A 26,483-nucleotide genomic window follows, 5' to 3' on the forward strand; every position below is an offset into this window, starting at 1 on the left:
TGATGGCTAGTCTGATCCAGTGTCGTGATATTGATACAATCGCCGCATAGTCAATTTGAACCACAGATTTCAATGTTTTTCATCTTTGCCCGCAAAGAAGAAAACCATTGGTCTTTCAAAACGTCGGAGCCACACATGCCAATTGATAAAACCAAACTTAGTCGTCGCACATTGCTTGGAACGGGTGTTGCCGCCAGTTCACTGTTTGCATTGCACCCGTTTTCGGCCAATGCTGCTGGCAATCAGGCGCATCTGCGCATTATGGAAACAACCGATTTGCACGTGCATGTCATGCCATATGATTATTATGGTGATCGCCCGGCCGATACGGTTGGCTTGGCACGTACCGCCGCCATCATTGAGGACATCCGTGCAGAATCCACCAATGCAATGTTGGTTGATAATGGTGATTTTCTACAAGGTAATCCGATGGGGGATTACATCGCCTATGAGCGTGGGATGAAAGAGGGTGATATGCACCCGATCATTACCGCAATGAATACGTTGGGTTACGAGGCATCCACACTTGGTAATCACGAATTCAACTATGGTTTGGATTTTTTGATGAAATCCGTCGCGGGTGCTGATTTTCCAGTGGTTAGTGCGAATATCGCCAAGGAAATGGGAGCAAACCCGCGTGACGATCAAACGCTGTTGCCACCATATGTGTTGATCGACAAACAGATCAAAGACGGGAATGGCGAAACACATACCATTAAAATCGGTTTGATCGGTTTCGTCCCGCCACAGGTCATGGGCTGGGATCGCCGCCACCTAGAGGGTAATGTGAATGCGCGCGATATCGTTGAGACCGCCAGGGCATACGTTCCCGAAATGAAAGAGAAGGGCGCGGATATCATCATCGCGCTGTCCCATTCGGGCATCGGTTCTGCGAACCACACAGAGGGTATGGAAAACGCATCTGTTCCATTGGCAGAGGTGGACGGCATTGATGCATTGATGACGGGCCACAGCCATCTGGTATTCCCAAGCGAAAAATATGCAGATTTTGCAGCTGTTGATGCAGCCAAAGGCACGATCCATGGCAAACCTGCCGCGATGGGTGGTTTCTGGGGTTCGCATTTGGGTGTGATCGATTTGATGTTGGAAAAATCGGGTAATGAATGGCAGGTGGTCACATCATCCGTCGAAGCACGCCCCATTTCTCAGCGCGGCGAAGATCGCAAAATCACGCCATTGGTCGAAAGCGTCGCATCGGTCGAGGCAAGCATCGCCGCCGAACATGATGCGACCTTGGCCTATGTGCGCCGCTCTGTTGGTCAAACAGAGGCGCCATTGCATTCCTATTTCGCACTTGTCGCGGATGACCCATCGGTGCAAATCGTATCCCAAGCACAGACTTGGTATATCAATGAAATGATGCAAGGCACTGAATGGGAAGGCTTGCCCATCCTATCCGCCGCTGCTCCGTTCAAGGCGGGTGGCCGTGGGGGTCCTGAATATTACACCGATGTTCCCGTGGGCGATGTTGCGATTAAAAACGTATCTGATCTGTATCTGTATCCAAACACCGTGCGCGCGGTAAAGGTATCTGGCGCACAAGTGAAGGATTGGTTGGAACGCTCTGCAGGTATGTTTAATCAGGTAACTGTGGGGCAGGCGGATCAGGTATTGCTGAACCCTGATTTCCCATCCTACAATTTTGATGTGATTGATGGCGTAACCTATCAGGTTGATTTGTCCCAACCATCCAAATTCGATTCAAAGGGTGGTGCGTTGAACCCAGATGCGAACCGCATTGTTGATCTGCAATATAACGGCGCGCCCGTCACGCCCGATATGACGTTTGTGATCGCCACTAATAATTACCGTGCATCGGGTGGTGGATCGTTCCCAGGTGCCATGGGGGATACAATTATATTTGAGGGTCCAGATACCAACCGTGATGTGATCGTGCGCTATATCGTTGAACAAGGCACGATTAATCCTCGCGCCGATGCCAACTGGCGGTTTAAATCATTGCCAGACACCAGCGTGTTATTTGACACAGGTCCAATGGCCAAAGAGCGCATCGCTGATGTAAAGGGTGTAAACCTTGCATCCGCAGGGGACGGCCCCGATGGGTTTGCGCGTTTCCGCATCACGCTCGACTAACACCCGTTATCACAACGATTCACAGAACTGAGACCGCCAAGATGCTTGGCGGTCTTTTCATTTCTGCGGGTTGTTACGAATCAAAACGACCATCGATTCCGCGAAAATCACATAGTTTTCAGTATGTTCCGCATATGTTCTGACGTATCGGCACAAGACTTAGTCCTGACAGCGAGAAAAATAGGAATAAATGGGAATTCTTCAGATTTCACTATATCTGGTGGAAATCACAAATTTAGACACAATAATGTGTGTTCGAATGCGGGTTTCACAGCGGTGTTATGCAAAATATCGCTATCAGATACGCTATTTTTGCTCTATGTCCTAAAAAAATCCCTTTGCAGACTATGCATTCCCATGTATTCCTAATTGCAAGATAAGGTTTAGGGCAATTTTAAACGGGCGTTAAGACCCACATTAGAAAACCTCGCAGGTTTCGTACAGGCACCCTCCTTATTGAAAGAAAGATCTGACGTGCGTGCGAGCAGACACCCCCCCAAGGTGGCACCACAAATCAGACAGTCCAAAGTGGGACAGAGAGCGGCGGATTGAGCAGTGGCAGCAGCTCAATCCGCCGTTTCCATTTCTGGCCCNGGAGTCACAAAGGTGGCACAACGTTTTAAAGGTGAATTCGTCCAAAAGATGGACGGAAAAGGTCGGGTGTCTATCCCGGCTGCCTTTCGACGTGTGCTCGAAGATTGTGACCCAGAACACAACCCAGATCGCGAACCACAATTGGTTTTGGTTTACGGCGACCACCGCCGTGAATTCATCGAAGGATTCACAATTTCTGCGATGGAAGAGGTTGATGATAAAATCGCACAATTGCCACGCGGATCAAAACCGCGCCGCGCCTTGGAACGCACCTTTTCAGGGCAAGCCGTGCAATTGCAGGTGAACGAAACAGGTCAAATCGTGCTTAGCCCGAAATTGCGTGAAAAACTGGGTCTCAGCAATCAAGTGTTTTTCATTGCCTCTGGCGACACGTTTCAAATCTGGCATCCAGATACCTACGAAGCGCAAGCAAGTGCGATGGATGATTACCTAGATGAATTCGAAGACGGGTTTGATGTTTTAACCCTTCTTGATGCGACACCTGGGGTATAAGCGATGGTTCAGGCTTCGCAAGATACAGCCACCGCGCCGCACATTCCCGTATTATTGTCCCCAATTTTGGATGCAATCGCACCTGTTTCTGGGCGTTGGTTAGACGGCACATTTGGTGCGGGTGGTTATACACGCGCATTGTTGGATGCAGGGGCCGACACGGTTTATGCAATTGATCGCGATCCCGAAACGTTCGAACGCGCGGCGAGTTGGGCGGGTGAATATGGTGATCGTTTGCGCCTGATTGCAGGTGAATTTGGCAATCTTGATACGCTTGCGGATGAAAACGATGGATTGCCACTGAATGGTGTGGTTTTGGACATCGGTGTTTCATCCATGCAAATCGATCAGGCAGAGCGCGGATTTTCGTTTATGCAGGATGGTCCATTGGATATGCGCATGTCGCAATCGGGTATGACCGCCGCCGATATCGTCAATACTGCCGATGAAGCGACATTGGCCGACATGTTGTATCTTTACGGCGAAGAACGCGCATCGCGCCGCATAGCGCGCAATATCGTCAAGGCACGCACAGAGACCGCGTTTCAAACCACGGCTGAATTAGCGCGCGTGATTGAAAATTCGCTACCACGCGCAAAGCCAAACCAAGCACATCCTGCAACGCGTAGCTTTCAAGCATTGCGCATCGCGGTAAACGATGAGCTTGGCCAATTGGTAGATGGCTTGATCGCGGCGGAAACCGCATTGGGCGAGGGTGGAATATTGGCCGTGGTCACATTTCATTCGCTCGAAGATCGCATTGTGAAACGGTTCTTACAGGCACGCAGCGCCGAAATGCCCCGCGGGAGCCGTTATCAACCCGAAGAAGTGCAAGATGCACCACGGTTTGAACGCATCGGCCGCAAAGCAATTTCAGCGCGGGATGATGAAATAGATGCAAATCCACGTGCGCGTTCGGCGAAATTACGTCTGGCGCGGCGCTTGTCCGCACCTGCGGGTGGTATTGAAGGGCGCAAATTAGGGTTGCCCAATTTTGATTTGGAAAGGCTACGGTAAAATGAAGAATTTTCTCTATTTGTTATGCTGTGCATTGGTCGTTGGGATGGCCTATTGGGCTTATACCGAAAACTATCGCACCCAAGCGACGGCGAAACGTGTGCAAAAATTGCAACAAGCCATTGCATCCGAACGTGAAGAAATTTCCGTGTTAAAGGCCGAGTGGGCATATTTAAACCGCCCTGAACGTCTGCGTGAATTGGCGGATTTGAATTTTGAAACATTGGGTTTGATCCCACTGTCATCACAACATTTTGGCGATACCAATTTGGTGGCCTTCCCTCCGCGTCCAACAAATCTGGAAATCGTCAACGAACCCATTTCTGTTCAAAACTCCGAAGGGGTTGAATGATATGAAACGCACCCCATTGCGCCCATTGGCATCTGTTATTTCCGCACGATCCAAGGGCGAAAATCCCGATCGGATCGAAGCCCGCGAACGTGCCAAACGTAATCAGGCAATGATGACCCGCCAACGTAAACGCGCCGAAAATCGGTTGATGATAATGGGGGTGGCGTTCTTTTTCGCATTTGGTGCGATTGGTGCACGTATGGGGATGTTGGCGGCAACCGAACCGGCCGAACCCAATGCCATTGCATCGACCAGCCAAATTTTGAACCAACGCGCCGATATCGTTGATCGTAACGGTACGGTGTTGGCAACAAACTTGACCACGCAATCGCTTTATGCCCAACCGCCATTGATGATTGATCCAGCCAAGGCGGCCAAAGATTTGATCAAAATCTTTCCCGATTTGGATGAAAAACGCCTGACGCGTGATTTCACGGGCGGCAAACGAAAATTTTTGTGGGTGAAACGTAAAATTAGCCCCGAGCAACGCCAGGCTGTGCACGATTTGGGTGAACCCGGTCTGTTGTTTGGGCCGCGTGAAATGCGTCTCTATCCAAATGGGAATTTGGCGGCGCATATCTTGGGCGGTGCTGGTTTTGGTAAAGAGGGTGTTCAGGCCGCCGAAATCGTGGGCGTTGCAGGCATTGAAAAATACCACGACAAATTGCTGCGCGATCCTGCGATGAACGGCGCTCCGTTGCAATTGTCGATCGATTTAACTGCACAGGCCACCACACGCCGCGTATTGAGCGGCGGAATGAAAATCATGGGTGCCAAAGGTGCATCCGCTGTGTTGATGGATGTGAACACAGGCGAAATCGTGTCAATGGTATCATTGCCCGACTTTGATCCAAATGATCGCCCACGCCCCGCCGTTGATGGTGATCCATCCGACAGCCCATTGTTTAATCGCGCAGCTCAAGGTGTTTACGAGCTTGGCTCAACATTCAAATTATTTGCCGCTGCGACCCACCTTGAAAAGGGTCTGGCAACACCTGATACCTTGATCAACACAGAAAGCCCGATGCGCGTTGGCAAATTTCGTATTCGCGATTTTCATAATTACGGCAAAACGCTCAGCCTGACCGATGTGATCGTTAAATCATCCAACGTTGGCACCGCGCGTATGGCGCTGGAGGCAGGCGCAGGTGCGCAGCAACAAATGTTGTCTGATCTTGGCTTTTTCGAACCTGTCGATGTTGAATTGGGATCTGCGACGCAAACTCGCCCGATTTTGCCAAAACGCTGGTCTGATATTTCGACCATGACCATTTCATATGGCCACGGGATCGCCGCAACGCCGCTGCATTTGGCAACCGCATATGCATCCATAACGAATGGTGGATACAGGGTGAAACCGACCTTGATCAAACAACGCGGTGTTGCCAAGGATCGCCCACAGGTGATTTCGGAAAAAACATCAGCGCAACTTCGCTATATGCTGCGCCAAGTTGTCGCCAAAGGCACGGCGAGCCTTGGTGAAGTCGAAGGATACGAAGTTGCGGGTAAAACAGGTACGGCGGACAAACCCAAGCCATCGGGTGGGTATTACGAGGACCGCGTGATTGCAACATTCGCGACAGTGTTTCCTGCGAGCAATCCAAAATATGTGCTGATCCTAAGCCTTGATGAACCAGAAATATTCGTTCACGGCGAAAAACGCCGCACGGCAGGGTGGACAGCAGTGCCTGTTGCCGCCGAACTTATTTCGCGTGTTGCACCCGTATTGGATTTGCGTCCAGCAGTTGCAGCCATCGATCAGATAACATACACGTCCGCTGGTAACTGATCGACAGAGTCAAAGGCATATAAATGGCAAACGCGAAACCTGCTGGCAAATCTCTTTTGGAAATGGGGCTTCGTGCCAATGCAGGAGCGATGGATGCTGATCCTCGCATTACGGGCATTTGTGTTGATAGCCGCAAAACCAATGCGGGTGATTTGTTTGTGGCGATGTCTGGTGTGAATGGACACGGCGGCGAATTCATTCAATACGCATTACGCATGGATGCAGCGGCCGTGTTGACCGATGCGGCAGGGCTGGAAATTGCCAAGCGCAATGTGGCCAAGCTGGATGTACCATTTATTATATCAGATGATCCGCGTCTTGATCTGGCACGTGCTGCGGCGCGTTTTTATGCCAAACAACCCGCCACGATGACAGCGGTCACGGGCACAAACGGCAAAACATCGGTGGCCAATTTCACCCGTCAGATTTGGGAAAACCTTGGCAAACAGGCAACCAATTTTGGTACGGCTGGGGTTGAGGGCGCATATACCGCCCCGCTCAGTCACACCACGCCAGAACCCGTCACCTTGCACAAATTATTGGCCGAATTATCCGATGCTGGCATCACTCATGCATCGATGGAGGCATCATCCCACGGGCTTGATCAACGTCGCCTTGATGGCGTGTATCTAACGGCGGCTGGATTTACCAATTTCACCCAAGACCATTTGGATTATCACGAAACGTTCGAGGCGTATTTTGATGCTAAAGCGGGGTTGTTTACCCGCGTCCTGCCGCCCGAAGGGTCGGCCGTGATCAACATGGATGATCCGCGCGGCGCTGACATCAAAAAACTTGCGGATGCACGTGGCCAAGATGTGATTACCATCGGATCAAACGATTGCGATATTACAATATTAAACAGCCGCTTTGATGCGACTGGCCAAGATGTGCGTTTTTCATGGCGCGGTGATGTGCGCACGGTGCGCCTCTCGTTAATCGGTGGGTTTCAGGTGCAAAACGTGATGATGGCGGCGGGGCTTGTGATTGCCAGTGGTGAACAGGCCAAGGATGTTTTTGACACACTTGTTGAAATGCGCACGGTTTCTGGACGTATGGAATTGGCAGCAACACGTCAAAACGGCGCGCCCGTTTTTGTTGACTACGCCCATACGCCGGATGCCGTTGAAACCGCATTGCGCGCGATGCGCCCCCATATCATGGGGCGCCTGATCGTAGTGTTGGGCGCGGGCGGTGATCGCGATACATCCAAACGTAAATTGATGGGCGCGGCAGCCGCGGCAAATGCAGATGTGGTGTTCGTGACGGACGATAACCCGCGTAGCGAAGACCCCGCCAGCATTCGCGAAATGGTGATGCAGGGCTGCCCAGATGCCAATAACGTGGGTGATCGCGCGCAGGCGATTTTACGCGGCGTCGATGCATTGCAACCGGGTGATGCATTGTTGATCGCGGGCAAGGGGCATGAAACAGGGCAAACCATCGGCAATGATGTGCTGCCGTTTAACGATGTGGAACAGGCGAGCGTTGCTGTTGCGGCTTTGGATGGGATGGGCGCATAATGAATTTGTGGACTTCTCAAGACGCGGTTTTGGCAACAGGTGGTCGATCCACCACCGATTGGGTGGCCAACGGGTTGTCGATTGATACGCGCGAAATCGAAGCAGGCGATATATTTGTTGCGCTGAAAGACCAGCGCGATGGGCATGATTTTGTCGCGCAGGCGTTGGAAAAAGGTGCCGCCGCTGCATTGGTTTCACGCATTCCCAACGGCGTATCCTCCGATGCACCACTTTTGATTGTCGATGATGTTTTGCATGCCTTGGAAAACATGGCACGGTTTGCACGCAACCGCACAAGCGCCAAAGTGATTGGCGTAACCGGTTCGGTTGGTAAAACGGGAACCAAGGAAATGTTGCGCACCGCATTGGCAGGGCAGGGTCGCGTTCATGCCGCCGAGCGTAGTTTTAACAATCATTGGGGTGTGCCCCTGACATTGGCACGCATGCCAATGAACACGGATTATGCCGTGATTGAAATTGGCATGAACCACCCCAATGAAATCACACCACTGGCGCGCATGGCCGATCTGGATGTGGCGATTGTCACCACGGTGGCGGCGGTTCATATGGCGGCGTTCAAGGATGTCGATGAAATCGCTCATGCCAAGGCTGAAATTTTCGATGGCTTGCGCAAGGGTGGCACGGCGGTGATCAACATCGATATCCCTACTGCACAGATTTTGCGTGATGGTGCGAATAATGCAGGTGCGAAACTGATCGAGTTTGGGCAAACGGATGGTGCTGATTATCATTTGGGCGATGTCATTGTTGGAAATGACACCACGAATGTATCGGCCACCGCATTTGGCGATCCGATTATGTTTAAATTATCGGCGCCTGGCAAGCATTTGGCGATGAATGCGCTCGCGGTTCTGGCGGGTGCCGTTGGTGCGGGTGCAGATCTGGCGATGTCGATGTTGGCATTACAAGATTTTACCGCACCAAGCGGTCGCGGTGCGCGTCAAACTATTGAACTGGCAAACATTGATGGCGCATCGCTTGAATTGATTGATGAAAGTTATAACGCCAATCCAACCTCTGTCGGGGCATCACTGGACGTGCTCGCGGCGGCACAGCCGATTGATAACGTCGGGCGTATCCGCAAGGGGCGACGCATTGCGATGTTGGGTGATATGCTGGAATTGGGACCAGACGAACGCCAAATGCACGCAGAATTGGCCGATCACCCTGCAATCGCAAGGGTCGATATCGTGCATTCTGCAGGCGCATTAATGCAATCGCTGCATGATGCGCTGCCCGTTGAAAAACGCGGCACATGGTTTGCAGATGCGCAACAAATGGCGGACAAAACACATCAATTGCTGGACGCAGGCGATGTGGTTATGGTCAAAGGCTCGTTAGGGTCGCGGCTGGCGTTGGTGGTGAAATCCATCCAAAAGCTACAGTATAAATAGGGGACAACAATGTTTTATTTTCTGAGTGAGCTGTCTGACGGCGGGGATATTTTCAATATTTTCCGATATATCACCTTTCGCGCAGGTGCCGCGTTTTTTACCGCATTGTTCCTGAGCTTTATTTTTGGTCGTCCACTGATCAATTTTCTAAAGCGCAAACAAAAAAGAGGTCAGCCAATTCGTGATGATGGCCCCGAAAGCCATATCATCCAAAAGGCAGGCACGCCCACCATGGGTGGTGTGCTGATTTTGGGCACGCTGATTATATCAACACTGCTTTGGGCGCGCTCTGACAACGGCTTTGTCTGGCTGGTTCTGATGGTGACTGTTGGTTTTGGTTTGATCGGGTTTGTCGATGACTACCTTAAGGTGACAAAACAAACCGTTGCAGGGTTTTCGTCCAAGGCACGTATGGGGATTGGGTTGGTTATCGCACTGGTGGCGGGGTATTGGGCCACGCAATTACATCCCGCGGAATTAACAAATCAGCTCGCACTGCCGGTATTCAAGGATACATTGATTAACCTTGGTGTTCTGTTCGTTCCATTTGCAATGATTGTGATTGTGGGTGCTGCAAATGCGGTGAACTTGACGGATGGGTTAGATGGTTTGGCGATTATGCCTGTGATTATCGCGGGCGGCACGCTTGGTGCGATTTCATATGTGGTTGGGCGGACCGACTTTACCGAATATTTGGATGTGCATTATGTGGCTGGCACGGGTGAATTGCTGGTGTTCACATCGGCATTGATCGGCGCGGGACTTGGATTTTTATGGTATAACGCACCACCTGCCGCGGTGTTCATGGGTGATACGGGTTCATTGGCATTGGGCGGTGCACTTGGTGCAATCGCGGTTTCTACGAAACACGAACTGGTGTTGGCTATTGTCGGTGGCCTGTTCGTGGTCGAAGCATTGTCGGTGATTATCCAAGTGCTCTATTTCAAACGCACGGGTCGTCGTGTTTTCTTGATGGCGCCCATTCATCACCATTTTGAAAAAAAGGGCTGGCATGAATCGCAAATCGTTATTCGTTTCTGGATTATCGCGCTGATCTTGGCGTTGATTGGTCTGGCAACGTTGAAGCTGCGCTAATGATTCCTGTTCGTGGATATCGCGGTGCACGCGTTGCTGTTCTGGGCCTTGGGCGATCCGGTCTGACAGCGGCGCTGGCGCTGCGCGCTGGTGGTGCAATCCCCGTAGTTTGGGATGATAACGAGGCCGCACGCCAAAAGGCTATGGACGAGGGGATCGAAGTTGCCGATCTGACCAAGGATAAATCTTGGGAAGAAGTGGTCAGCCTGATCGTATCCCCTGGCATTCCACATCTTTATCCAACACCCCATCCGATTGTGCAAAAGGCATGGTCGCACGGGGTTGTCGTTGATAATGATATCGGATTGTTTTTCCGATCCTATGCAACAGAGGATTGGGAACAATTCGACACCATTCCCAAGGTGATTTGTGTCACAGGGTCGAACGGGAAATCCACGACAACTGCGTTAATCCAACACATCCTGAACGCTGCGGGGCGTAATGCCACGATGGCGGGTAATATCGGGCGCGGTGTGCTTGATCTGCCACCTGCACAAGATGGCGATGTGGTGGTGTTGGAATTATCATCCTATCAAACCGATCTGGCACGTGCGCTTGCGCCCGATGTTGCTGTGTTTATGAACCTATCCCCTGATCATTTGGATCGTCACAATGGCATGGGGGGCTATTTCGCCGCCAAACGGCGTTTGTTTGTCGAGGGTGGCCCAGACAAGGCTATCATTGGCGTTGATGAACCCGAAGGTCGTTTTTTGGCCAACCAAATTCGCCAAGATAAAACAGGTGATCCCGTGATCGCCATTTCATCAGGGCAAAAGTTGCAAGGCCAAGGTTGGTCCGTTTTTGCGCGCAAAGGTTTCCTTGCCGAATGGCGGAAAAACCGACAGGTCGCATCAATTGATCTGCGCGATATTATCGGTTTACCCGGTGCGCATAATCACCAAAATGCTTGTGCTGCCTATGCTGCATGTCGCAGCTTGAATATCCCGCCCAAGGTGATTGAGGCGGCATTGAAAACCTACCCAGGTCTGCCCCATCGTTGTCAGGTGCTTGGCACTGGGAACGGTGTGACATTTGTAAATGACAGCAAGGCCACCAATATTGATGCCGCTGAACAGGCGTTGAAAGCATTCAAAAATATTCGTTGGATTGTTGGGGGTCAGGCGAAAGAGGGCGGTATTACCGCGCTTGCCCCGCTGTTTGATCGTGTGAAAAAAGCGTATTTGATTGGCGAGGCAACAACCGAATTCGCCAGCCAATTGGGAACCACGCCACAGGCGCAATGTGAAACCATTGAACGCGCGGTCGCGGCGGCTGTGGCTGATGGGGATGCGGGCGATGTGATACTGCTTGCTCCTGCCTGCGCCAGTTTTGATCAATACCCCAATTTTGAAAAACGTGGTGATGCGTTTATCGCAGCGGTAACACCGCATTTGGATGGCTGATCCTTACGGCGATACCCAAAAACTATACCGTCGCGCGGCGGCGGAATATGATGCGGGGCGCAACAAATCGCTGTTTGAAAAAACCGTTTTGGATGCGCTGTTGTCGCGCTGTCCTGACAATGCACGTATATTATACCTTGGAAGTGGCGCAGGCGAACCGATGGCGGCCTATCTGATTGCAAAGGGTGCCCAAATTACGGGCGTTGATTTCGCAGCTGAAATGGTGGCGACCACCCAAAAACGCTTTCCCGATCATACCTGGATCGCCGCGGACATGCGTGATTTCGAAACGGATCAGAAATTTGATGCGATCATCAGTTGGTCTGGCTTGTTTCACCTAACGCGCCCCGATCAAATCGCGATGTTTCCCAAATTCGCGCGTTGGTTGACACCACAGGGTGCAATCCTTGTGGCCACGGGGGATCAAGATGGCGAAGTTTATGGAACCGTTGCCGACACTCCAGTTTATCATTCAAGCCTTGCCCCCGATCATTATTGTCAATTATTTACCGAAAATGGGTTTTCAGATATTCAATACACCACCCAAGATCCAGATTGCGGTGGATTTACTCATTGGATCGCAACGCTTGGGTCATAATGCTGGAACTGTATGAATTTTCGTGTATAGTTACCCCATAATAAAAAGCTGACCCAAAAAAATGAGGCAGCATCAGGCAGTATTACAGATATGAAGGCAGGCAGGCTCTCATGACAGATATGGTATTTGGTACGGTTGCGTCGCAGCCGGGTGATCCGATTCTTCCGCGCTGGTGGCGCAGTTTGGATCGCTGGTCACTGTTCGCGGTGGTGATTTTGTTTTGTGTCGGGATATTGCTTGGCCTTGCGGCATCGGTGCCTTTGGCACAGCGAAACGGGCTGACGCCGTTTTATTACGTCTATAAACAAGCATTTTTTGGTGGCGTTGCGCTCACGGCGATGATCGTTACATCAATGATGTCACCGCGCACCATCCGCCGTTTGGGCGTATTTGGTTTTATCATCGGATTTGTCGCCATTTTATTGCTGCCTGTCTTGGGTACGGATTTTGGCAAGGGTGCAACGCGTTGGTATTCGCTTGGCTTTACCTCATTACAACCATCCGAATTTTTGAAACCTTGTTTTGTTGTGTTTTGCGCATGGTTGATGGCGGCATCATTTGATGTCGGTGGTCCACCTGGTAAACGCTGGTCGTTTATTGTGGCCATTGTGGTAACATTCATTTTGGCAATGCAGCCTGATTTTGGTCAGGCCTCGTTGGTTTTGGCGGCATGGGGTTTGATGTATTTCGTGGCGGGTGCACCCGTGATCTTGTTGATACTGATGGCGCTGGGTGTGTCTGGGTTTGGCTACCTTGCTTATAACAATTCCGAACACTTTGCCCGTCGTATTGATGGTTTTTTGAACCCAGAGGTCGATCCACGCACACAGCTTGGCTATGCCACCAACGCAATCCAAGAAGGCGGATTTTTTGGTGTTGGTGTGGGTGAAGGCACCGTGAAATGGTCATTGCCCGATGCGCATACCGATTTCATTATCGCCGTCGCCGCCGAGGAATACGGGCTGGTGATGGTTTTATTCATCATCGCATTATTCATGGCGCTGACTGTACGATCATTGTTTCGCCTTATGAATGAACGCGATGTGTTCATTCGCCTTGCGGGCACAGGGCTTGTTGCGCTGTTTGGCATGCAGGCCTTGATCAACATGGGCGTTGCAGTGCGATTGTTACCTGCCAAGGGCATGACTCTTCCGTTTATCAGCTATGGTGGTTCATCGCTTGTGGCGGGGGGCATCGCACTTGGCATGTTGCTCGCATTCACTCGTAGCCGCCCACAGGGTGACATGTCTGACGCGCTTCGCAACGGTTAGGGTTTTATCATGGTGCAACCTTTGTTAACGATTGCTGCAGGTGGAACAGGGGGGCATATGTTCCCCGCCCAAGCGCTTGCCGAAGAAATGTTGAACCGTGGCTGGCGGGTGAAATTATCCACCGATCCACGCGGCGCACGCTACACCAGCGGTTTTCCCGACGCGGTTGAAATCGAGGTTGTGCAATCAGGCACATTTGCACGTGGTGGAATACTGGCCAAACTTGCCGTGCCATTTCAATTATTTTCAGGTGCGATGGCCGCGAAAAAATCAATGCGCGCAGATCGCCCCGATGTGGTTGCGGGTTTTGGTGGATACCCTGCCATCCCCGCAATGGTTGCCGCGGGTTGGTTGAAAATCCCACGCATTATCCATGAACAAAACGGTGTTTTGGGGCGCGTGAACAAGAAATTTGCAAAATCCGTGAATGTTGTCGCCTGTTCGATTTGGCCAACAATCCTGCCAGCGGGTGCACATGCGGTGCATGTGGGCAACCCTGTGCGCGGTGTTGTGCGCGAACGCGCTGGTGCAAACTACATAAGCCCAGGCGATTGGCCGATGAGCATCCTGTCCATCGGTGGATCACAAGGCGCGCGGATTTTATCCCAAACCATGCCACAGGCTGTCGCCTTGTTGCCCGAAAAACTGCGCGGGAATTTACGCGTGGTGCAACAAGCACGCGAAGAAGATGTTGAAACAACAATGGCCGCTTTCGCCAACGCTGGCGTCACCGCCGAGGTGTCGCCATTTTTTGACGATATCCCCGAACGGATCGCCGAGGCACAATTGGTCGTATCGCGTGCAGGCGCATCATCGGTGGCGGACATTTCCGTGATTGGGCGCCCGTCAATCTTGATCCCACTGGCCATTGCGATGGACGATCATCAAACCGCCAATGCGCGTGGATTATCGGGTGTGGATGCGGCGATTTTGATCCCTGAACATGAACTCACCCCAGAAACATTGGCAAATTGCATCACATCGGTTTTGCAAGAACCAGATGGTGCATTAAAAATGGCAACAGCGGCGTTGAACGCAGGCAAGCCCAACGCAGCAACAGAATTGGCCGATCTTGTGCAAAACTTGGCCCACAAAGGATAGTATCGTGAACGCAGTAACAAAACTCCCCACCCAACTTGGTCCGATACATTTTGTGGGGATCGGTGGCATTGGCATGTCTGGCATTGCAGAGGTTTTATTAAATCACGGTTATACCGTGCAAGGGTCTGACCTTAAAACCAGCAAGATAACGGATCGTTTGGAACAAATGGGTGCCACAATATTCGAAGGCCAGCGTGCCGAAAATATTGATGGGGCAGAGGTTATCGTCATTTCATCTGCGATTAAACCGGGTAACCCCGAATTGGACACCGCGCGCGCAATGGGTTTGCCTGTGGTGCGCCGCGCAGAAATGCTTGCCGAATTGATGCGTTTGAAATCAAACGTGGCGATTGCGGGCACGCATGGCAAAACCACAACCACCACAATGGTTGCCACCTTGCTGGAAGCAGGCGGCGTTGATCCAACCGTGATTAACGGTGGTATCATTCACGCGTTTGGGTCAAATGCACGTATGGGTGGTGGCGAATGGATGGTGGTCGAAGCGGATGAATCCGATGGCACTTTTAACAAACTGCCCGCGACCATTGCCGTTGTCACAAATATCGATCCAGAGCATATGGAACATTATGGAACGGTGGAAAACTTGCACGCCGCGTTTAACCAGTTCGTGCATAACATCCCATTCTACGGCGTGGCGATCTGCAACACCGACCACAACGTTGTGCAAACATTGGTCGGCAATATGCATGATCGACGCGTCATTTCGTATGGTTTTAATAAGCAGGCCGATGTGCGTGCGGAAAACCTGCGCTATGAACATGGCATGGCGGTGTTTGATGTCGCATTACAAGGCGAAGATAAACGCATCGATGGTATTATCTTGCCCATGCCCGGCGATCACAATGTGTCCAACGCATTGGCGGCCATCGCTGTGTCGCGCCATTTGGGTGTAAAGCTGGACGAAATCAAAGATGCCTTGAAAAACTTCAAAGGAGTGAACCGTCGCTTTACCCGTGTGGGTGATGTCAACGGTGTGACCGTGATCGACGATTACGCCCACCACCCCGTGGAAATAAAGGCGGTGTTATCTGCTGCGCGTCAATCAACACAAGGGCGCGTAATTGCGGTGCACCAACCCCACCGTTTTACGCGTTTGCATGATCTTTTCGAAGATTTCTGTGGCTGTTTCAATGATGCCGATATCGTCGGTATCACCGAAATTTATGCCGCTGGCGAGGACCCGATAGAGGGTGCGAGCCAATCAGATTTGGTGACTGGCCTAACCCGTCATGGCCACAAGGCCGCAATGGCGGTAAATGACGAGCCTGCATTGCAAGCGTTTGTGAAAAATGAATGCAAACCAGGTGATATGTTAATCTGTTTGGGTGCGGGCACGATCAGTGCTTGGGCGAATAACCTGCCAAAGGCGATTGGCTGATGTCTTGGTCAATTCTGCTCGCGGCAATCTGGGTAATTTGTTCCACGGTGGTGGCAATGTTCCCGATGCGCTGGCAGATGAAACCGGGTTTTTTATTGCTGGTCGCCGCACCTATTTTAATCATCTGGATTGGATATGATTACGGCGGGTGGATATCTGTTGCTGGCCTAGCCGCATTTGTATCCATGTTTCGCAATCCGCTACGTTATTTTTACCGCCGCGCGCGTGGCTTTGAAACTGAGAAATTGCCATGAACTTGTCCATTCTTTGCGCTGGTATTTGGTTTTTGATCGCGAATGTGCTGGCGATGATCCCATCCAATGATAACCACTGGCGCCATGCCTATATTTTGATGGTCGTCGGTATTCCACTTTTGGGGTGGTTAACCTATGAAAACGGCTGGTTGATTGGTTTTCTGGCGTTGCTGGGGGGCGGTTGGATTTTGCGCTGGCCTGTTTACTATGCTTGGCGCTATATCGAAGGCCTGTTTACCAAAGAGTGAAGTTTATGAAAAATCTGCCGGAAACCCGTGGAACACTAACACCCAATCGCGTGATGGCGGATTTATCGTGGCTGCGTGTTGGCGGCCCCGCAGAGGTTTTGTTTCAACCGGTTGATGTTGATGATCTGCAATCGTTTTTGCAAAACCTATCCGCTGACATCCCCGTATTTCCGATTGGTGTTTGTTCCAATCTGATTATCCGTGATGGTGGGATACGCGGTGTGGTTGTGCGCATGGGGCGTGGATTTAACGGCATTGAAATTTTGGATGATAACCGTGTGCGCGTGGGATGTGCGGCATTGGATGCACATGTGGCACGCAAAGCGGCCGCTGCTGGTATTGATCTGGCATTTTTGCGCACGATCCCCGGTGCAATTGGTGGCGCGGTCAAAATGAACGCTGGCTGTTATGGTGTGTACACCGCCGATGCGTTTGTATCCGCCGATGCAATCACACGCGATGGGCAACGTGTGACGTTAATGCCTGATGATATGGGCTTTGCCTATCGCAGCACAAATATTCCCGATGGGATGATTATCACATCCGTTGTTTTACAAGGGATCGCGGATGATCCTGAAACCATCGAGCAAAAAATGATCGAGGCGTTGGAAAAACGCGAAATAACCCAACCGACCAAGGAACGATCATGCGGTTCCACATTTCGCAATCCCGCCGGTTACAGCTCCACTGGGCGTGCCGATGATACCCATGATTTAAAGGCATGGAAGGTGATTGATGATGCAGGAATGCGCGGTGCAACCATCGGTGGCGCACAAATGTCGCCGATGCATTCTAACTTTCTGATTAACAAGGGTGGCGCATCTGCCGCAGATTTAGAAAACTTGGGCGAAGAAGTGCGAAAAAAGGTTTTCCAAAATAGCGGAATTGAATTAGTGTGGGAAATAATGCGGGTCGGAGAATTCGCAAACGAATAATAAGAAACCCCAAAGGCATCATAAATGTCGGGGAAAGAGGCGGGCATGTCGAGCAAGGCAATCACCCGTGTGACGGTATTAATGGGCGGCCCTTCGGCGGAACGTGATGTTTCGTTGAGTTCAGGGCATGAAGTTGCATCTGCGTTACGCGGCGAAGGATACGATGTTACAGAATTGGATGCAGGTCCAACGCTGGCGGCCGATCTGCAAGCACTTAATCCAGACGTTGTTTTTAACGCACTTCATGGTCGTTGGGGCGAAGATGGTTGTGTTCAGGGCATATTGGAATGGTTGCAAATTCCATATACTCATTCGGGCGTTTACGCATCCGCACTAGCCATGGACAAAGAAAAAACCAAGGTTGCATACCGCATGGCGGGTCTGCCTGTGGCCGACAGCAAACTGGTTTCAAAATCAGACGTTTTATCGGGGCATCCAATGCCCGCACCTTACGTGGTGAAACCTTATAACGAGGGATCATCAGTGGGGGTATATATCGTGCAAGAAGGGTCAAACGCGATTGCGTCAATGACTGATGACATGCCCGATGAATTGATGGTCGAACAGTTCATTCCGGGGCGCGAATTAACCACCAGTGTAATGGGTGATCGCGCATTAACTGTGACCGATATCATCACCGATGGCTGGTATGATTACAGCGCGAAATACGAGGTTGGCGGTTCCCGCCACGAGGTCCCCGCCGATGTTCCCGCCGAAATTTTTGACGCTTGTATGGAATACGCAGTGCGTGCGCATAACGCGTTGGGGTGTCGTGGTGTTTCGCGCACCGATTTTCGCTGGGATGACACCAAAGGTTTGGATGGTTTGATCCTGTTGGAAACCAACACACAGCCAGGATTAACACCCACATCATTGACCCCTGAACAGGCGGTCAAAACGGGCATGAGCTTTGGCACATTGTTGCGCTGGATGGTGGAGGATGCGTCATGCAACCGATAAACAACAAGCGCCCAAATCAGGGCACGCCAAACGCGCAGCAACAGCGCAAACAGCATCTGAGCTATTCCAGCAACATAAAACCCTTGGGGTCTGTTGCACAGGGAACCGCGCAAACATTGTTTGGGCAAAAGGCTTCAAAACAATTGCCAAAACGCGATCCTGCGCCCAGCCGTACATCATATAAATTGCAACGCCTCTGGCTCACTCCGATAGTGCGGTCTATGGCCAAGGCTGCAATCCCAACGCTTGGTTTGTTTGCGATTGGGTTTTATTTGGTGAATAACCAAGGGCTTCGCGATCATATTTCAACACGTTACGCTGAAACACGTGAATCCATTCAAACGCGCCCCGAATTCATGGTCGACTTGATGAAAGTCAACGGTGCAACCGATCGTGTTGGCGATCAGGTTCGCGAGGCCAGTAAAATCACATTGCCCGCCAGTTCGTTCGAACTGGATCTACCCATCATCCGCAAACGGATCGAAGCATTGGATTCCGTCAAGGCCGCATCGTTGTTTTTGCGCACGGGTGGTGTGCTTGATATCGTGGTCGAACAGCGCAACCCTGTTGTGATTTGGCGCAATCAAAAAGGTCTGGAATTGTTGGATGGCGACGGTGTGCGTGCTGGCGTATCTCAATCGCGCCTTGATTATGCCGAATTGCCGCTGATCGCGGGCGAAGGTGCGGATGCAAATATCGCACAGGCCATGTCGATTTTCGCCGCTGCCCGCCCGTTTGAAAACCGTGTGCGCGGTTTGATGCGCATTGGTGCGCGTCGCTGGGATTTGGTTTTGGATCGTGGGCAAATTATTCAATTGCCCGAAACCGAACCTGTGGCCGCCGTGGAACGGCTTGTCGCTTGGCAATCTGCGCAGCAAATTTTGGCGCGCGATATTAAAACCATTGATCTTCGCAATCCGTCGCGCCCGTATTTGCGCCTGACACCATTTGCGATGGAAGAATTGCGCCGTGTGCGTTCCATAAATTTAGGGGTGGAAACAAAATTATGAGCAGCCTGTATGAATCCCAAAAGGCCATGCGCCAAAAACGTCGTGCCGCATTACAACGCGGTGTGGTTGCGATTTTGGATGTTGGGACATCCAAGGTTGTCTGTATGATTTTGCAATTTGATCCATCCGTGCAGGTGGACGCGGCCAGCGGCATGGGTGCCATTGCCAATCACGGCGCGTTTCGTGTGGCAGGTGTTGCCAAAACCCAATCGCGCGGTGTGCGGTTTGGCGAAATCAACTCCATGGAAGAATCTGAGCGTGCCATTCGCACGGCTGTTCAAGGTGCCCAAAAAATGGCGGGTATCCGTGTTGATCACGTGATCGCATGTTTTTCGGGCGCACGCCCACGATCTTACGGTCTGGTTGGCAAGGTTGATTTGGACAAAGGGCTGGTTACAGACCAAGATATCGGGCGCGTTTTGGCGTCATGTGATGTGCCTGATTATGGTGCTGGGCGCGAGGCGATCCACGCTATGCCCGTGAATTTTGCACTTGATCAAACATCTGGTCTGTCTGATCCGCGCGGGCAAATCGGCCATGAATTGGCCGTTGATATGCATCTGTTGACCATCGACAGCCGTTCAATGCAGAATCTTTTGATCTGTATCAAACGCTGTGATTTGGAATTGGCAGGTGTCGCATCATCATCCTATGCCAGCGGAATTTCCGCATTGGTTGAGGATGAACAAGAATTGGGTGCAGCCTGCGTTGATATTGGCGGGGGCTCCACGGCTGTAAGCGTATTTTTACGCAAACACATGATATTTGCCGACAGCGTGCGCATGGGGGGTAATCATATTACCTCTGATATTTCACAAGGGTTGCAAGTTCCAAAATCCATGGCCGAAAAAATCAAAGCATTGCATGGCGGCGTGGTTGCCACGGGGCTTGATGATCGCGAAATGATCGACACGGGCGGGGATACGGGTGATTGGGAAATTGATCGCCGTCAGGTATCGCGTTCCGAATTGATCGGTGTGATGCGCCCACGCGTCGAAGAAATCCTGGAAGAGGTGCGCACAAAACTTGACGGGGCAGGGTTCAACAATCTGCCAAGCCAACGCATCGTATTAACCGGTGGCAGTAGCCAAATCCCCGGAATGGAAGGATTGGCGAGCCGTATTTTGGGGCAAAACGTGCGCCTTGGTCGCCCGTTGCGTATCCACGGATTGCCACAGGCTGCAACGGGGCCGGATTTCGCGGCCTGTATCGGATTGTCATTATATGCTGCCCACCCACAGGACGAATGTTGGGATTTTGCCATGCCAGCACCGCGTGTTGGCGGACGTTCGTTCAAGCGTGCAGCGCAATGGTTGCGAGAAAATTGGTAGATTTGGAATAATCTTCGGCAAGATTTCGCAAAAATCCCAATTAAATCACTGATTTTATCTGTTTTCGTTACGATTTTTCGTGACGAATGCGAATCGCTTTGTTACCATGGTTGCAGCAGTATGACCGTTCAACGCGGCATTTATAAAAACAAAAACAAACTACAGGCGGACAGACCCATGACTCTGAATCTCCAGATCCCCGAAGTGGCCGATCTGCGTCCAAAAATCACCGTATTCGGTGTTGGTGGCGCAGGATGTAACGCGGTCAATAACATGATCGAGAAAAACCTCGAAGGCGTTGATTTTATTGTCGCCAATACAGACGCGCAAGCGCTGCAAGGCAATAAAGCAGGTAACCGTATCCAACTGGGTGAAAAAATCACCGAAGGTTTGGGTGCCGGTGCGCGCCCATCCGTTGGGTCAGCCGCCGCCGAAGAAAGCATCGAAACAATCGTTGATAATCTGGCAGGCAGCCACATGTGTTTCATCACGGCCGGTATGGGCGGTGGTACAGGCACAGGTGCCGCGCCAATCATTGCACAAGCTGCACGTGAATTGGGCGTTCTGACTGTTGGTGTTGTCACCAAACCGTTTCAGTTTGAAGGCAACAAACGTATGCGCCAAGCCGAAGAAGGCGTGGAAGCACTACAAAAGGTTGTCGATACACTGATCATCATTCCAAACCAAAACTTGTTCCGGATTGCGAATGAAAAAACTACATTCACCGAAGCATTCAGCCTTGCCGACGATGTTCTATACCAAGGTGTGAAAGGCGTGACCGATCTGATGGTTCGCCCAGGTCTTATCAACCTCGATTTTGCCGATATTCGCGTTGTCATGGACGAGATGGGCAAAGCGATGATGGGTACTGGCGAAGCAGCAGGCGAAGATCGTGCGATCCAAGCGGCAGAAAAAGCCATTGCAAACCCATTGCTAGACGAAATTTCATTGAACGGTGCCAAAGGTGTGTTGATCAACATCACTGGTGGTTCCGATCTGACATTGTTCGAAGTCGACGAAGCTGCAAATTGTATCCGTAACCAAGTGGATTCAGATGCAAACATCATCGTTGGTTCTACAATGGATCCAACATTGGATGGCATGATGCGTGTATCCGTTGTGGCAACTGGTATTGATGCCGCCGAAGGTGCCGCAGAAATTCCTGTACCACGCCGTACATTGAAATCACCATTGCCAATGGCGAATGAAACTGCACCTCAAGAAGCTGAAACAACTAGCTTTGTTCCAGAAGAAGAGCCAGCACCAGCACCACAAGTGGCAGAGCCAGTTGCAGCGCAAGCTGAACCAGAATTGTTTGATGTTGCACCTGCGGCGCCGGTTGAACAACCACAACAACAATACGCACCTGCGGCGCAAACGTTTGAACCACAAGTTCAAGAGGTTGCATCCGCATCTGACGATCAGATGCCAGAACCTGCGTATCAACCACAGTACGAAGAACCTGCACAGGAACTTCGCTTTGGTGTTGAACCGTCGCGTCAGCAAACAGCGGGTCAACCAAGCGCGGAAACACTGGCACGTTTGGAAGCAGCGGTTGCAAAACAACCTAGTCAACAGCCACTTCGCGCGAACCACACAACGCCGATGGCCGCACCACAACAACACCACGCCGAACAAAAACGTGGCGGTGTGTTGGGTGGATTCATTTCACGTATGACAGGTGCTGCAGAAGCAGCGCCAGCAACACGTGAACAGCCGTCATTTTCAGAGGAACAACAGTACTCTGCTGAATATGACGACATGGCACACGAAGACGATCAAATCGAAATTCCAGCGTTCTTGCGTCGTCAAGCGAACTGATATTTCACTGATATTTGCGAAAAGGCGCGGATTTCCGCGCCTTTTTTGCGTTTTGACATGTAAATGATGGGTTACTGTTACAAACCGTCACAAAGCGTGAGTTGAGATTTCAAGGCAGAGAAACTAGTTCAGAGGTAAGCGGACGTAATAACGAATCCGACAAACCTTTGAGGTAGACATGCAAAAGACGCTGAAATCACCGGTTACACTACGCGGCACAGGGCTTCACTCTGGCAAGCCTGCAAACCTGCGCTTGGTTCCTGCTGGTGTTGGGCATGGTATCGTATTCCACCGCGTCGATGTTACAGACCGTGATCAGGTTATTCCTGCGAACTATCTTGCCGTGAATGACACACAGCTTTGCACACGTGTATCTAACAACGAAGGTGTTGAGGTTTCCACAATCGAACATCTTATGGCCGCGCTTGCGGGCACTGGTGTGAATAACGCGGTGATCGAAATTGATGGGCCAGAAGTGCCAATTATGGACGGTAGCGCGATTTCATTCGTGCGCGAAATTTTGGCGGTTGGCTTGGCTGATCAAGACGCACCCGTGCGCGCCATTCGTGTTTTGCGCGACGTGACCGTAACATTTGATGATGTGATCGTTACATTGTCCCCTGCGGATAATTTGGAAATTGATTTCTCTATCGATTTTTCGGACCGTGCGATTGGTGAACAGCATAAAAAATTGAACATGGCAAACGGCACATTCGTACGTGAATTGTCTGATTGTCGTACATTCGTGCGCCGCAACGATGTTGAAATGTTGCAAGCAAACGGTCTCGCACTGGGCGGGAGCCTTGATAACGCGATCGTTGTTGATCAGGATAAGGTTCTAAACCCAGAGGGTTTTCGCCGCGCTGATGAATGTGTGCGTCACAAAATGTTGGATGCATTGGGTGATTTGTATTTGGCAGGTGCACCGATTTTGGGTCGTTATGTCGGGAATCGCGCAGGTCATCGTGCGACGAACGAATTGCTGCGTGCATTGTTCGCAACAGATGGCGCTTGGGAATGGGTGACATGTAGCCCTGAACAAGATCACGATTTGCCTGGTACAGACATCAAATCAAGCGATTTTCCTACGCTGTAAGCGCCATTTATGGCGATGATCACGCGTGGGAACAAAAAGTTTTTTGAATATCTGCTTGAATCCGTTTTTCCTTTGCTCAAAGTATGGTATCCAACAGGCTCGCTGGCTATGGTCGGTAAGTAATTGAAATTGGTGTCCTACATGGTTCTGAACAGAAAAATATTTGCCACAACCGCAATTCTCTTGGTGTTGGCGGCCTGTGCTAAGAAAGAAGAACCAGCGCAGCAGTTGGAAAATTTACCACCAGAACAGATTTTTAATTCTGCCGAGTCGATGTTGGATGATAACGATCCAGAAGATGCCGCCGAACGGTTTTCCGAGGTCGAACGCCTGTATCCCTATTCCGAATGGGCTAAACGCGCATTGATTATGTCCGCATTTTCGTATCACGAAGGCGGTCTCTATGAAGAAAGCCGCGGTGCGGCGCAGCGTTATTTGGATTTCTATCCTGCCGATCAAGATGCCGCATATGCGCAATATCTGATTGCGCTGTCCTATTACGATCAAATCGATGACGTAAGCCGTGACCAAGGTGTCACGTTTCAGGCATTACAAGCTTTGCGGGTGACCATTGAACGCTATCCAGATAGCGAATATGTCACCACCGCCTTGTTGAAATTCGATCTTGCGTTGGATCACCTTGCGGGCAAGGAAATGGAAATTGGGCGTTATTATCTGAAACGCGGTCATTTTGGCGCGGCGATCAACCGTTTCCGCGTGGTTGTGGAGGATTTTCAAACCACCAGCCACACACCAGAAGCATTGCATCGCTTGGTTGAGTCCTATCTGTCCTTGGGGCTGGATCAAGATGCACAAACCGCGGCGGCGATTCTTGGGCATAACTTCCAAGGAACGCAATGGTACGCCGACAGCTATGCATTGCTGCGTGGAAAAGGGTTGGATGCAACGGGCGATACCAAGGGCAATGGCTGGCTCAGCTCGATTTATCGTCGTGTGATCAAGGGTGCGTGGCTGTAACCGCCCATCGGAGGATTTCCAATGCTGCGTGGCCTGAATATCAAGGACATGTTGTTAATTGATCAGTTGGATCTTGAATTCCAATCTGGCTTGAACGTGCTGACGGGTGAAACGGGTGCGGGTAAATCCATACTTTTGGACAGTCTTGGTTTCGTGCTTGGCTGGCGTGGTCGCGCCGATCTGGTGCGCACCGGTGCCGATCAGGGCGAGGTGATCGCCGTATTCGAATTACCCAACAATCATCCCGCACACGAAATTTTGCGCGACGCAGGCCTGCCAGATGACGATGATTTAATCCTGCGCCGCACCAATTCGCGCGATGGGCGCAAAACCGCATATGTTAATGATCGACGCTGTTCGGGAGAGGTTTTGCGAAACCTGTCGGAAACCTTGATCGAATTGCACGGCCAACATGATGATCGCGGATTGCTTGATCCCAAGGGGCACCGCGATTTACTTGATACATTCGCGGGCCTTGATTTGACTGATTTGCGCACGGCGTGGCGTGAACGCGCCCGCCTTCAACGGGAATTGGACGCGGCCAAACTGGCACTTGAAACCGCACAGGCGGATGCAGATTACCTGCGCCACGCGGCCGATGAATTGACCACCCTGTCACCAGAGGTTGGCGAAGACACGACATTGGATGAAAAACGCCGCCTGATGCAGGCGGGTGAACGCATTCGCGAAGACATTGCAAAGGCTGCAAATGCGCTGGGACCATCTGGTGCTGAATCCATGTTGGGTGATGCAACCCGCTGGCTCGAGGGCGCATCGGACAAGGCCGAAGGCCGTCTTGATAACGCGTTACAATCCCTGTCACGCGCCATGAACGAGCTTGGCGATGCACAGCGCGGCGTCGAAGATACCCTTGATGCGCTTGATTTCGACCCGATGGAGCTGGAAAACTGCGAAGAACGCCTGTTTGCCATTCGCGCCTTGGCGCGAAAACACAATGTGCAACCCGATGAATTGCCTGCACTTGCCGATGATTTTGCCAATCGTTTACGTGCGATTGATACAGGCGCGGATGATATTGTTGCACTTGAATCTAAATTGGCGGCGGCTGCGAAATCTTATGATGATCTTGCGAAAGATGTGCATGATAAACGCACCAAAGCGGGCGTTGAATTATCAAAGTCAATGTCTGTTGAATTATCGCCGCTAAAACTGGAACGTGCTGTTTTTGTTGTGGAAATAACAGATGCCGATCCATCCGCGAGCGGCATTGATACGGTCACATTCACCGTTGCCACCAACCCTGGCGCACCCGCAGGACCGATCAATAAAATTGCATCGGGTGGTGAATTGTCTCGGTTTTTGCTCGCACTCAAGGTCTGTTTGACCAAAGGGTCATCGGGTATCACCATGATCTTTGACGAAATTGATCGCGGTGTTGGTGGGGCCACGGCGGATGCAGTCGGGCGACGTTTGGCGGGGATCGCACGGGATGCCCAAGTATTGGTCGTTACCCATTCCCCCCAAGTTGCCGCCAAAGGTGCGCATCAATGGCGCGTATCAAAATCTGTGCGTGATGGCGCAACATTCAGCACGGTTGAACCGATGTTGGGCGATGCTCGTATCGATGAAATCGCGCGTATGTTGGCAGGGGACACCATCACAGCCGAAGCCCGCGCCGCCGCGCGTTCTTTGCTGGGCTAGGGG

Annotated in this window: 23 protein-coding genes; all 23 read left to right on the forward strand. The window is 51.3% G+C overall.

Annotation, left to right across the window (positions count from 1 at the left end; all coding sequences use genetic code 11):
• Positions 1-135 precede the first annotated feature (135 nt).
• The 23 genes from IE094_RS09005 (at position 136) to recN (ending at position 26,480) form a co-directional block, all read left to right on the forward strand.
• Positions 136-2,115 (forward strand): bifunctional 2',3'-cyclic-nucleotide 2'-phosphodiesterase/3'-nucleotidase, encoded by a 1,980-nt coding sequence (locus IE094_RS09005; RefSeq protein WP_189640368.1) that lies wholly within the window; start codon positions 136-138, stop codon positions 2,113-2,115.
• Positions 2,116-2,721: 606 nt separating this feature from the next.
• Complete coding sequence (gene mraZ, locus IE094_RS09010; protein WP_189640369.1) at positions 2,722-3,222, forward strand: division/cell wall cluster transcriptional repressor MraZ; 501 nt, start codon at positions 2,722-2,724, stop codon at positions 3,220-3,222.
• Positions 3,223-3,225: 3 nt separating this feature from the next.
• Positions 3,226-4,239, forward strand: coding sequence for a 16S rRNA (cytosine(1402)-N(4))-methyltransferase RsmH (gene rsmH / locus IE094_RS09015; RefSeq protein ID WP_189640370.1), 1,014 nt, complete (start codon positions 3,226-3,228; stop codon positions 4,237-4,239).
• Between the two features lies 1 nt (position 4,240).
• A complete protein-coding gene (gene ftsL / locus IE094_RS09020; protein WP_189640371.1) occupies positions 4,241-4,591 on the forward strand; it encodes a cell division protein FtsL in 351 nt (116 codons plus the stop codon).
• A gap of 1 nt (position 4,592) precedes the next feature.
• Positions 4,593-6,380 carry a peptidoglycan D,D-transpeptidase FtsI family protein gene (locus IE094_RS09025; protein ID WP_189640372.1) on the forward strand — a complete coding sequence of 596 codons (1,788 nt, stop codon included), beginning with the start codon at positions 4,593-4,595 and terminating at the stop codon, positions 6,378-6,380.
• A 23-nt stretch (positions 6,381-6,403) separates the two neighbouring features.
• Positions 6,404-7,903 carry a UDP-N-acetylmuramoyl-L-alanyl-D-glutamate--2,6-diaminopimelate ligase gene (locus IE094_RS09030; RefSeq protein ID WP_189640373.1) on the forward strand — a complete coding sequence of 500 codons (1,500 nt, stop codon included), beginning with the start codon at positions 6,404-6,406 and terminating at the stop codon, positions 7,901-7,903.
• Positions 7,903-9,318 (forward strand): UDP-N-acetylmuramoyl-tripeptide--D-alanyl-D-alanine ligase, encoded by a 1,416-nt coding sequence (locus IE094_RS09035; RefSeq protein WP_189640374.1) that lies wholly within the window; start codon positions 7,903-7,905, stop codon positions 9,316-9,318. The genes IE094_RS09030 and IE094_RS09035 overlap by 1 nt, the downstream gene beginning before the upstream one ends.
• A gap of 9 nt (positions 9,319-9,327) precedes the next feature.
• Complete coding sequence (gene mraY / locus IE094_RS09040) at positions 9,328-10,413, forward strand: phospho-N-acetylmuramoyl-pentapeptide-transferase (RefSeq protein ID WP_189640375.1); 1,086 nt, start codon at positions 9,328-9,330, stop codon at positions 10,411-10,413.
• Entirely contained in the window at positions 10,413-11,816 is a 1,404-nt protein-coding gene (murD, locus tag IE094_RS09045; protein WP_189640376.1) for a UDP-N-acetylmuramoyl-L-alanine--D-glutamate ligase, read from the forward strand. Before mraY ends, murD begins: the two co-directional genes overlap by 1 nt.
• A complete protein-coding gene (locus IE094_RS09050) occupies positions 11,809-12,414 on the forward strand; it encodes a class I SAM-dependent methyltransferase (RefSeq protein WP_189640377.1) in 606 nt (201 codons plus the stop codon). Before murD ends, IE094_RS09050 begins: the two co-directional genes overlap by 8 nt.
• Positions 12,415-12,524: 110 nt before the next feature.
• Entirely contained in the window at positions 12,525-13,685 is a 1,161-nt protein-coding gene (ftsW, locus tag IE094_RS09055; RefSeq protein ID WP_189640378.1) for a putative lipid II flippase FtsW, read from the forward strand.
• Positions 13,686-13,694: 9 nt separating this feature from the next.
• A complete protein-coding gene (gene murG, locus IE094_RS09060) occupies positions 13,695-14,786 on the forward strand; it encodes an undecaprenyldiphospho-muramoylpentapeptide beta-N-acetylglucosaminyltransferase (protein ID WP_189640379.1) in 1,092 nt (363 codons plus the stop codon).
• 4 nt (positions 14,787-14,790) lie between these two features.
• A complete protein-coding gene (gene murC / locus IE094_RS09065) occupies positions 14,791-16,185 on the forward strand; it encodes a UDP-N-acetylmuramate--L-alanine ligase (protein WP_189640380.1) in 1,395 nt (464 codons plus the stop codon).
• Positions 16,185-16,439, forward strand: a complete 255-nt coding sequence (locus tag IE094_RS09070) for a DUF2484 family protein (protein WP_189640381.1) — start codon at positions 16,185-16,187, stop codon at positions 16,437-16,439. The genes murC and IE094_RS09070 overlap by 1 nt, the downstream gene beginning before the upstream one ends.
• On the forward strand, positions 16,436-16,687 hold the full coding sequence (locus tag IE094_RS09075) for a DUF2484 family protein (protein WP_189640382.1): 252 nt from the start codon (positions 16,436-16,438) through the stop codon (positions 16,685-16,687). The genes IE094_RS09070 and IE094_RS09075 overlap by 4 nt, the downstream gene beginning before the upstream one ends.
• Positions 16,688-16,692: 5 nt before the next feature.
• Positions 16,693-17,622, forward strand: a complete 930-nt coding sequence (gene murB, locus IE094_RS09080) for a UDP-N-acetylmuramate dehydrogenase (RefSeq protein WP_189640383.1) — start codon at positions 16,693-16,695, stop codon at positions 17,620-17,622.
• 24 nt (positions 17,623-17,646) lie between these two features.
• Positions 17,647-18,582: a D-alanine--D-alanine ligase gene (locus IE094_RS09085; protein WP_229802202.1), complete on the forward strand. Its 936-nt coding sequence runs from the start codon at positions 17,647-17,649 to the stop codon at positions 18,580-18,582.
• Positions 18,570-19,592: a cell division protein FtsQ/DivIB gene (locus IE094_RS09090; protein WP_189640384.1), complete on the forward strand. Its 1,023-nt coding sequence runs from the start codon at positions 18,570-18,572 to the stop codon at positions 19,590-19,592. Before IE094_RS09085 ends, IE094_RS09090 begins: the two co-directional genes overlap by 13 nt.
• On the forward strand, positions 19,589-20,923 hold the full coding sequence (ftsA, locus tag IE094_RS09095; RefSeq protein WP_189640385.1) for a cell division protein FtsA: 1,335 nt from the start codon (positions 19,589-19,591) through the stop codon (positions 20,921-20,923). The genes IE094_RS09090 and ftsA overlap by 4 nt, the downstream gene beginning before the upstream one ends.
• A gap of 177 nt (positions 20,924-21,100) precedes the next feature.
• A complete protein-coding gene (gene ftsZ / locus IE094_RS09100) occupies positions 21,101-22,744 on the forward strand; it encodes a cell division protein FtsZ (protein ID WP_189640386.1) in 1,644 nt (547 codons plus the stop codon).
• Positions 22,745-22,922: 178 nt separating this feature from the next.
• A complete protein-coding gene (gene lpxC / locus IE094_RS09105) occupies positions 22,923-23,840 on the forward strand; it encodes a UDP-3-O-acyl-N-acetylglucosamine deacetylase (protein WP_189640387.1) in 918 nt (305 codons plus the stop codon).
• A gap of 141 nt (positions 23,841-23,981) precedes the next feature.
• On the forward strand, positions 23,982-24,818 hold the full coding sequence (locus IE094_RS09110; RefSeq protein WP_189640388.1) for an outer membrane protein assembly factor BamD: 837 nt from the start codon (positions 23,982-23,984) through the stop codon (positions 24,816-24,818).
• 21 nt (positions 24,819-24,839) lie between these two features.
• Positions 24,840-26,480 (forward strand): DNA repair protein RecN, encoded by a 1,641-nt coding sequence (gene recN, locus IE094_RS09115; protein ID WP_189640389.1) that lies wholly within the window; start codon positions 24,840-24,842, stop codon positions 26,478-26,480.
• Positions 26,481-26,483 lie beyond the last annotated feature (3 nt).

This window comes from Paramylibacter ulvae (assembly GCF_014652655.1).
Lineage (GTDB): Bacteria > Pseudomonadota > Alphaproteobacteria > Rhodobacterales > Rhodobacteraceae > Amylibacter > Amylibacter ulvae.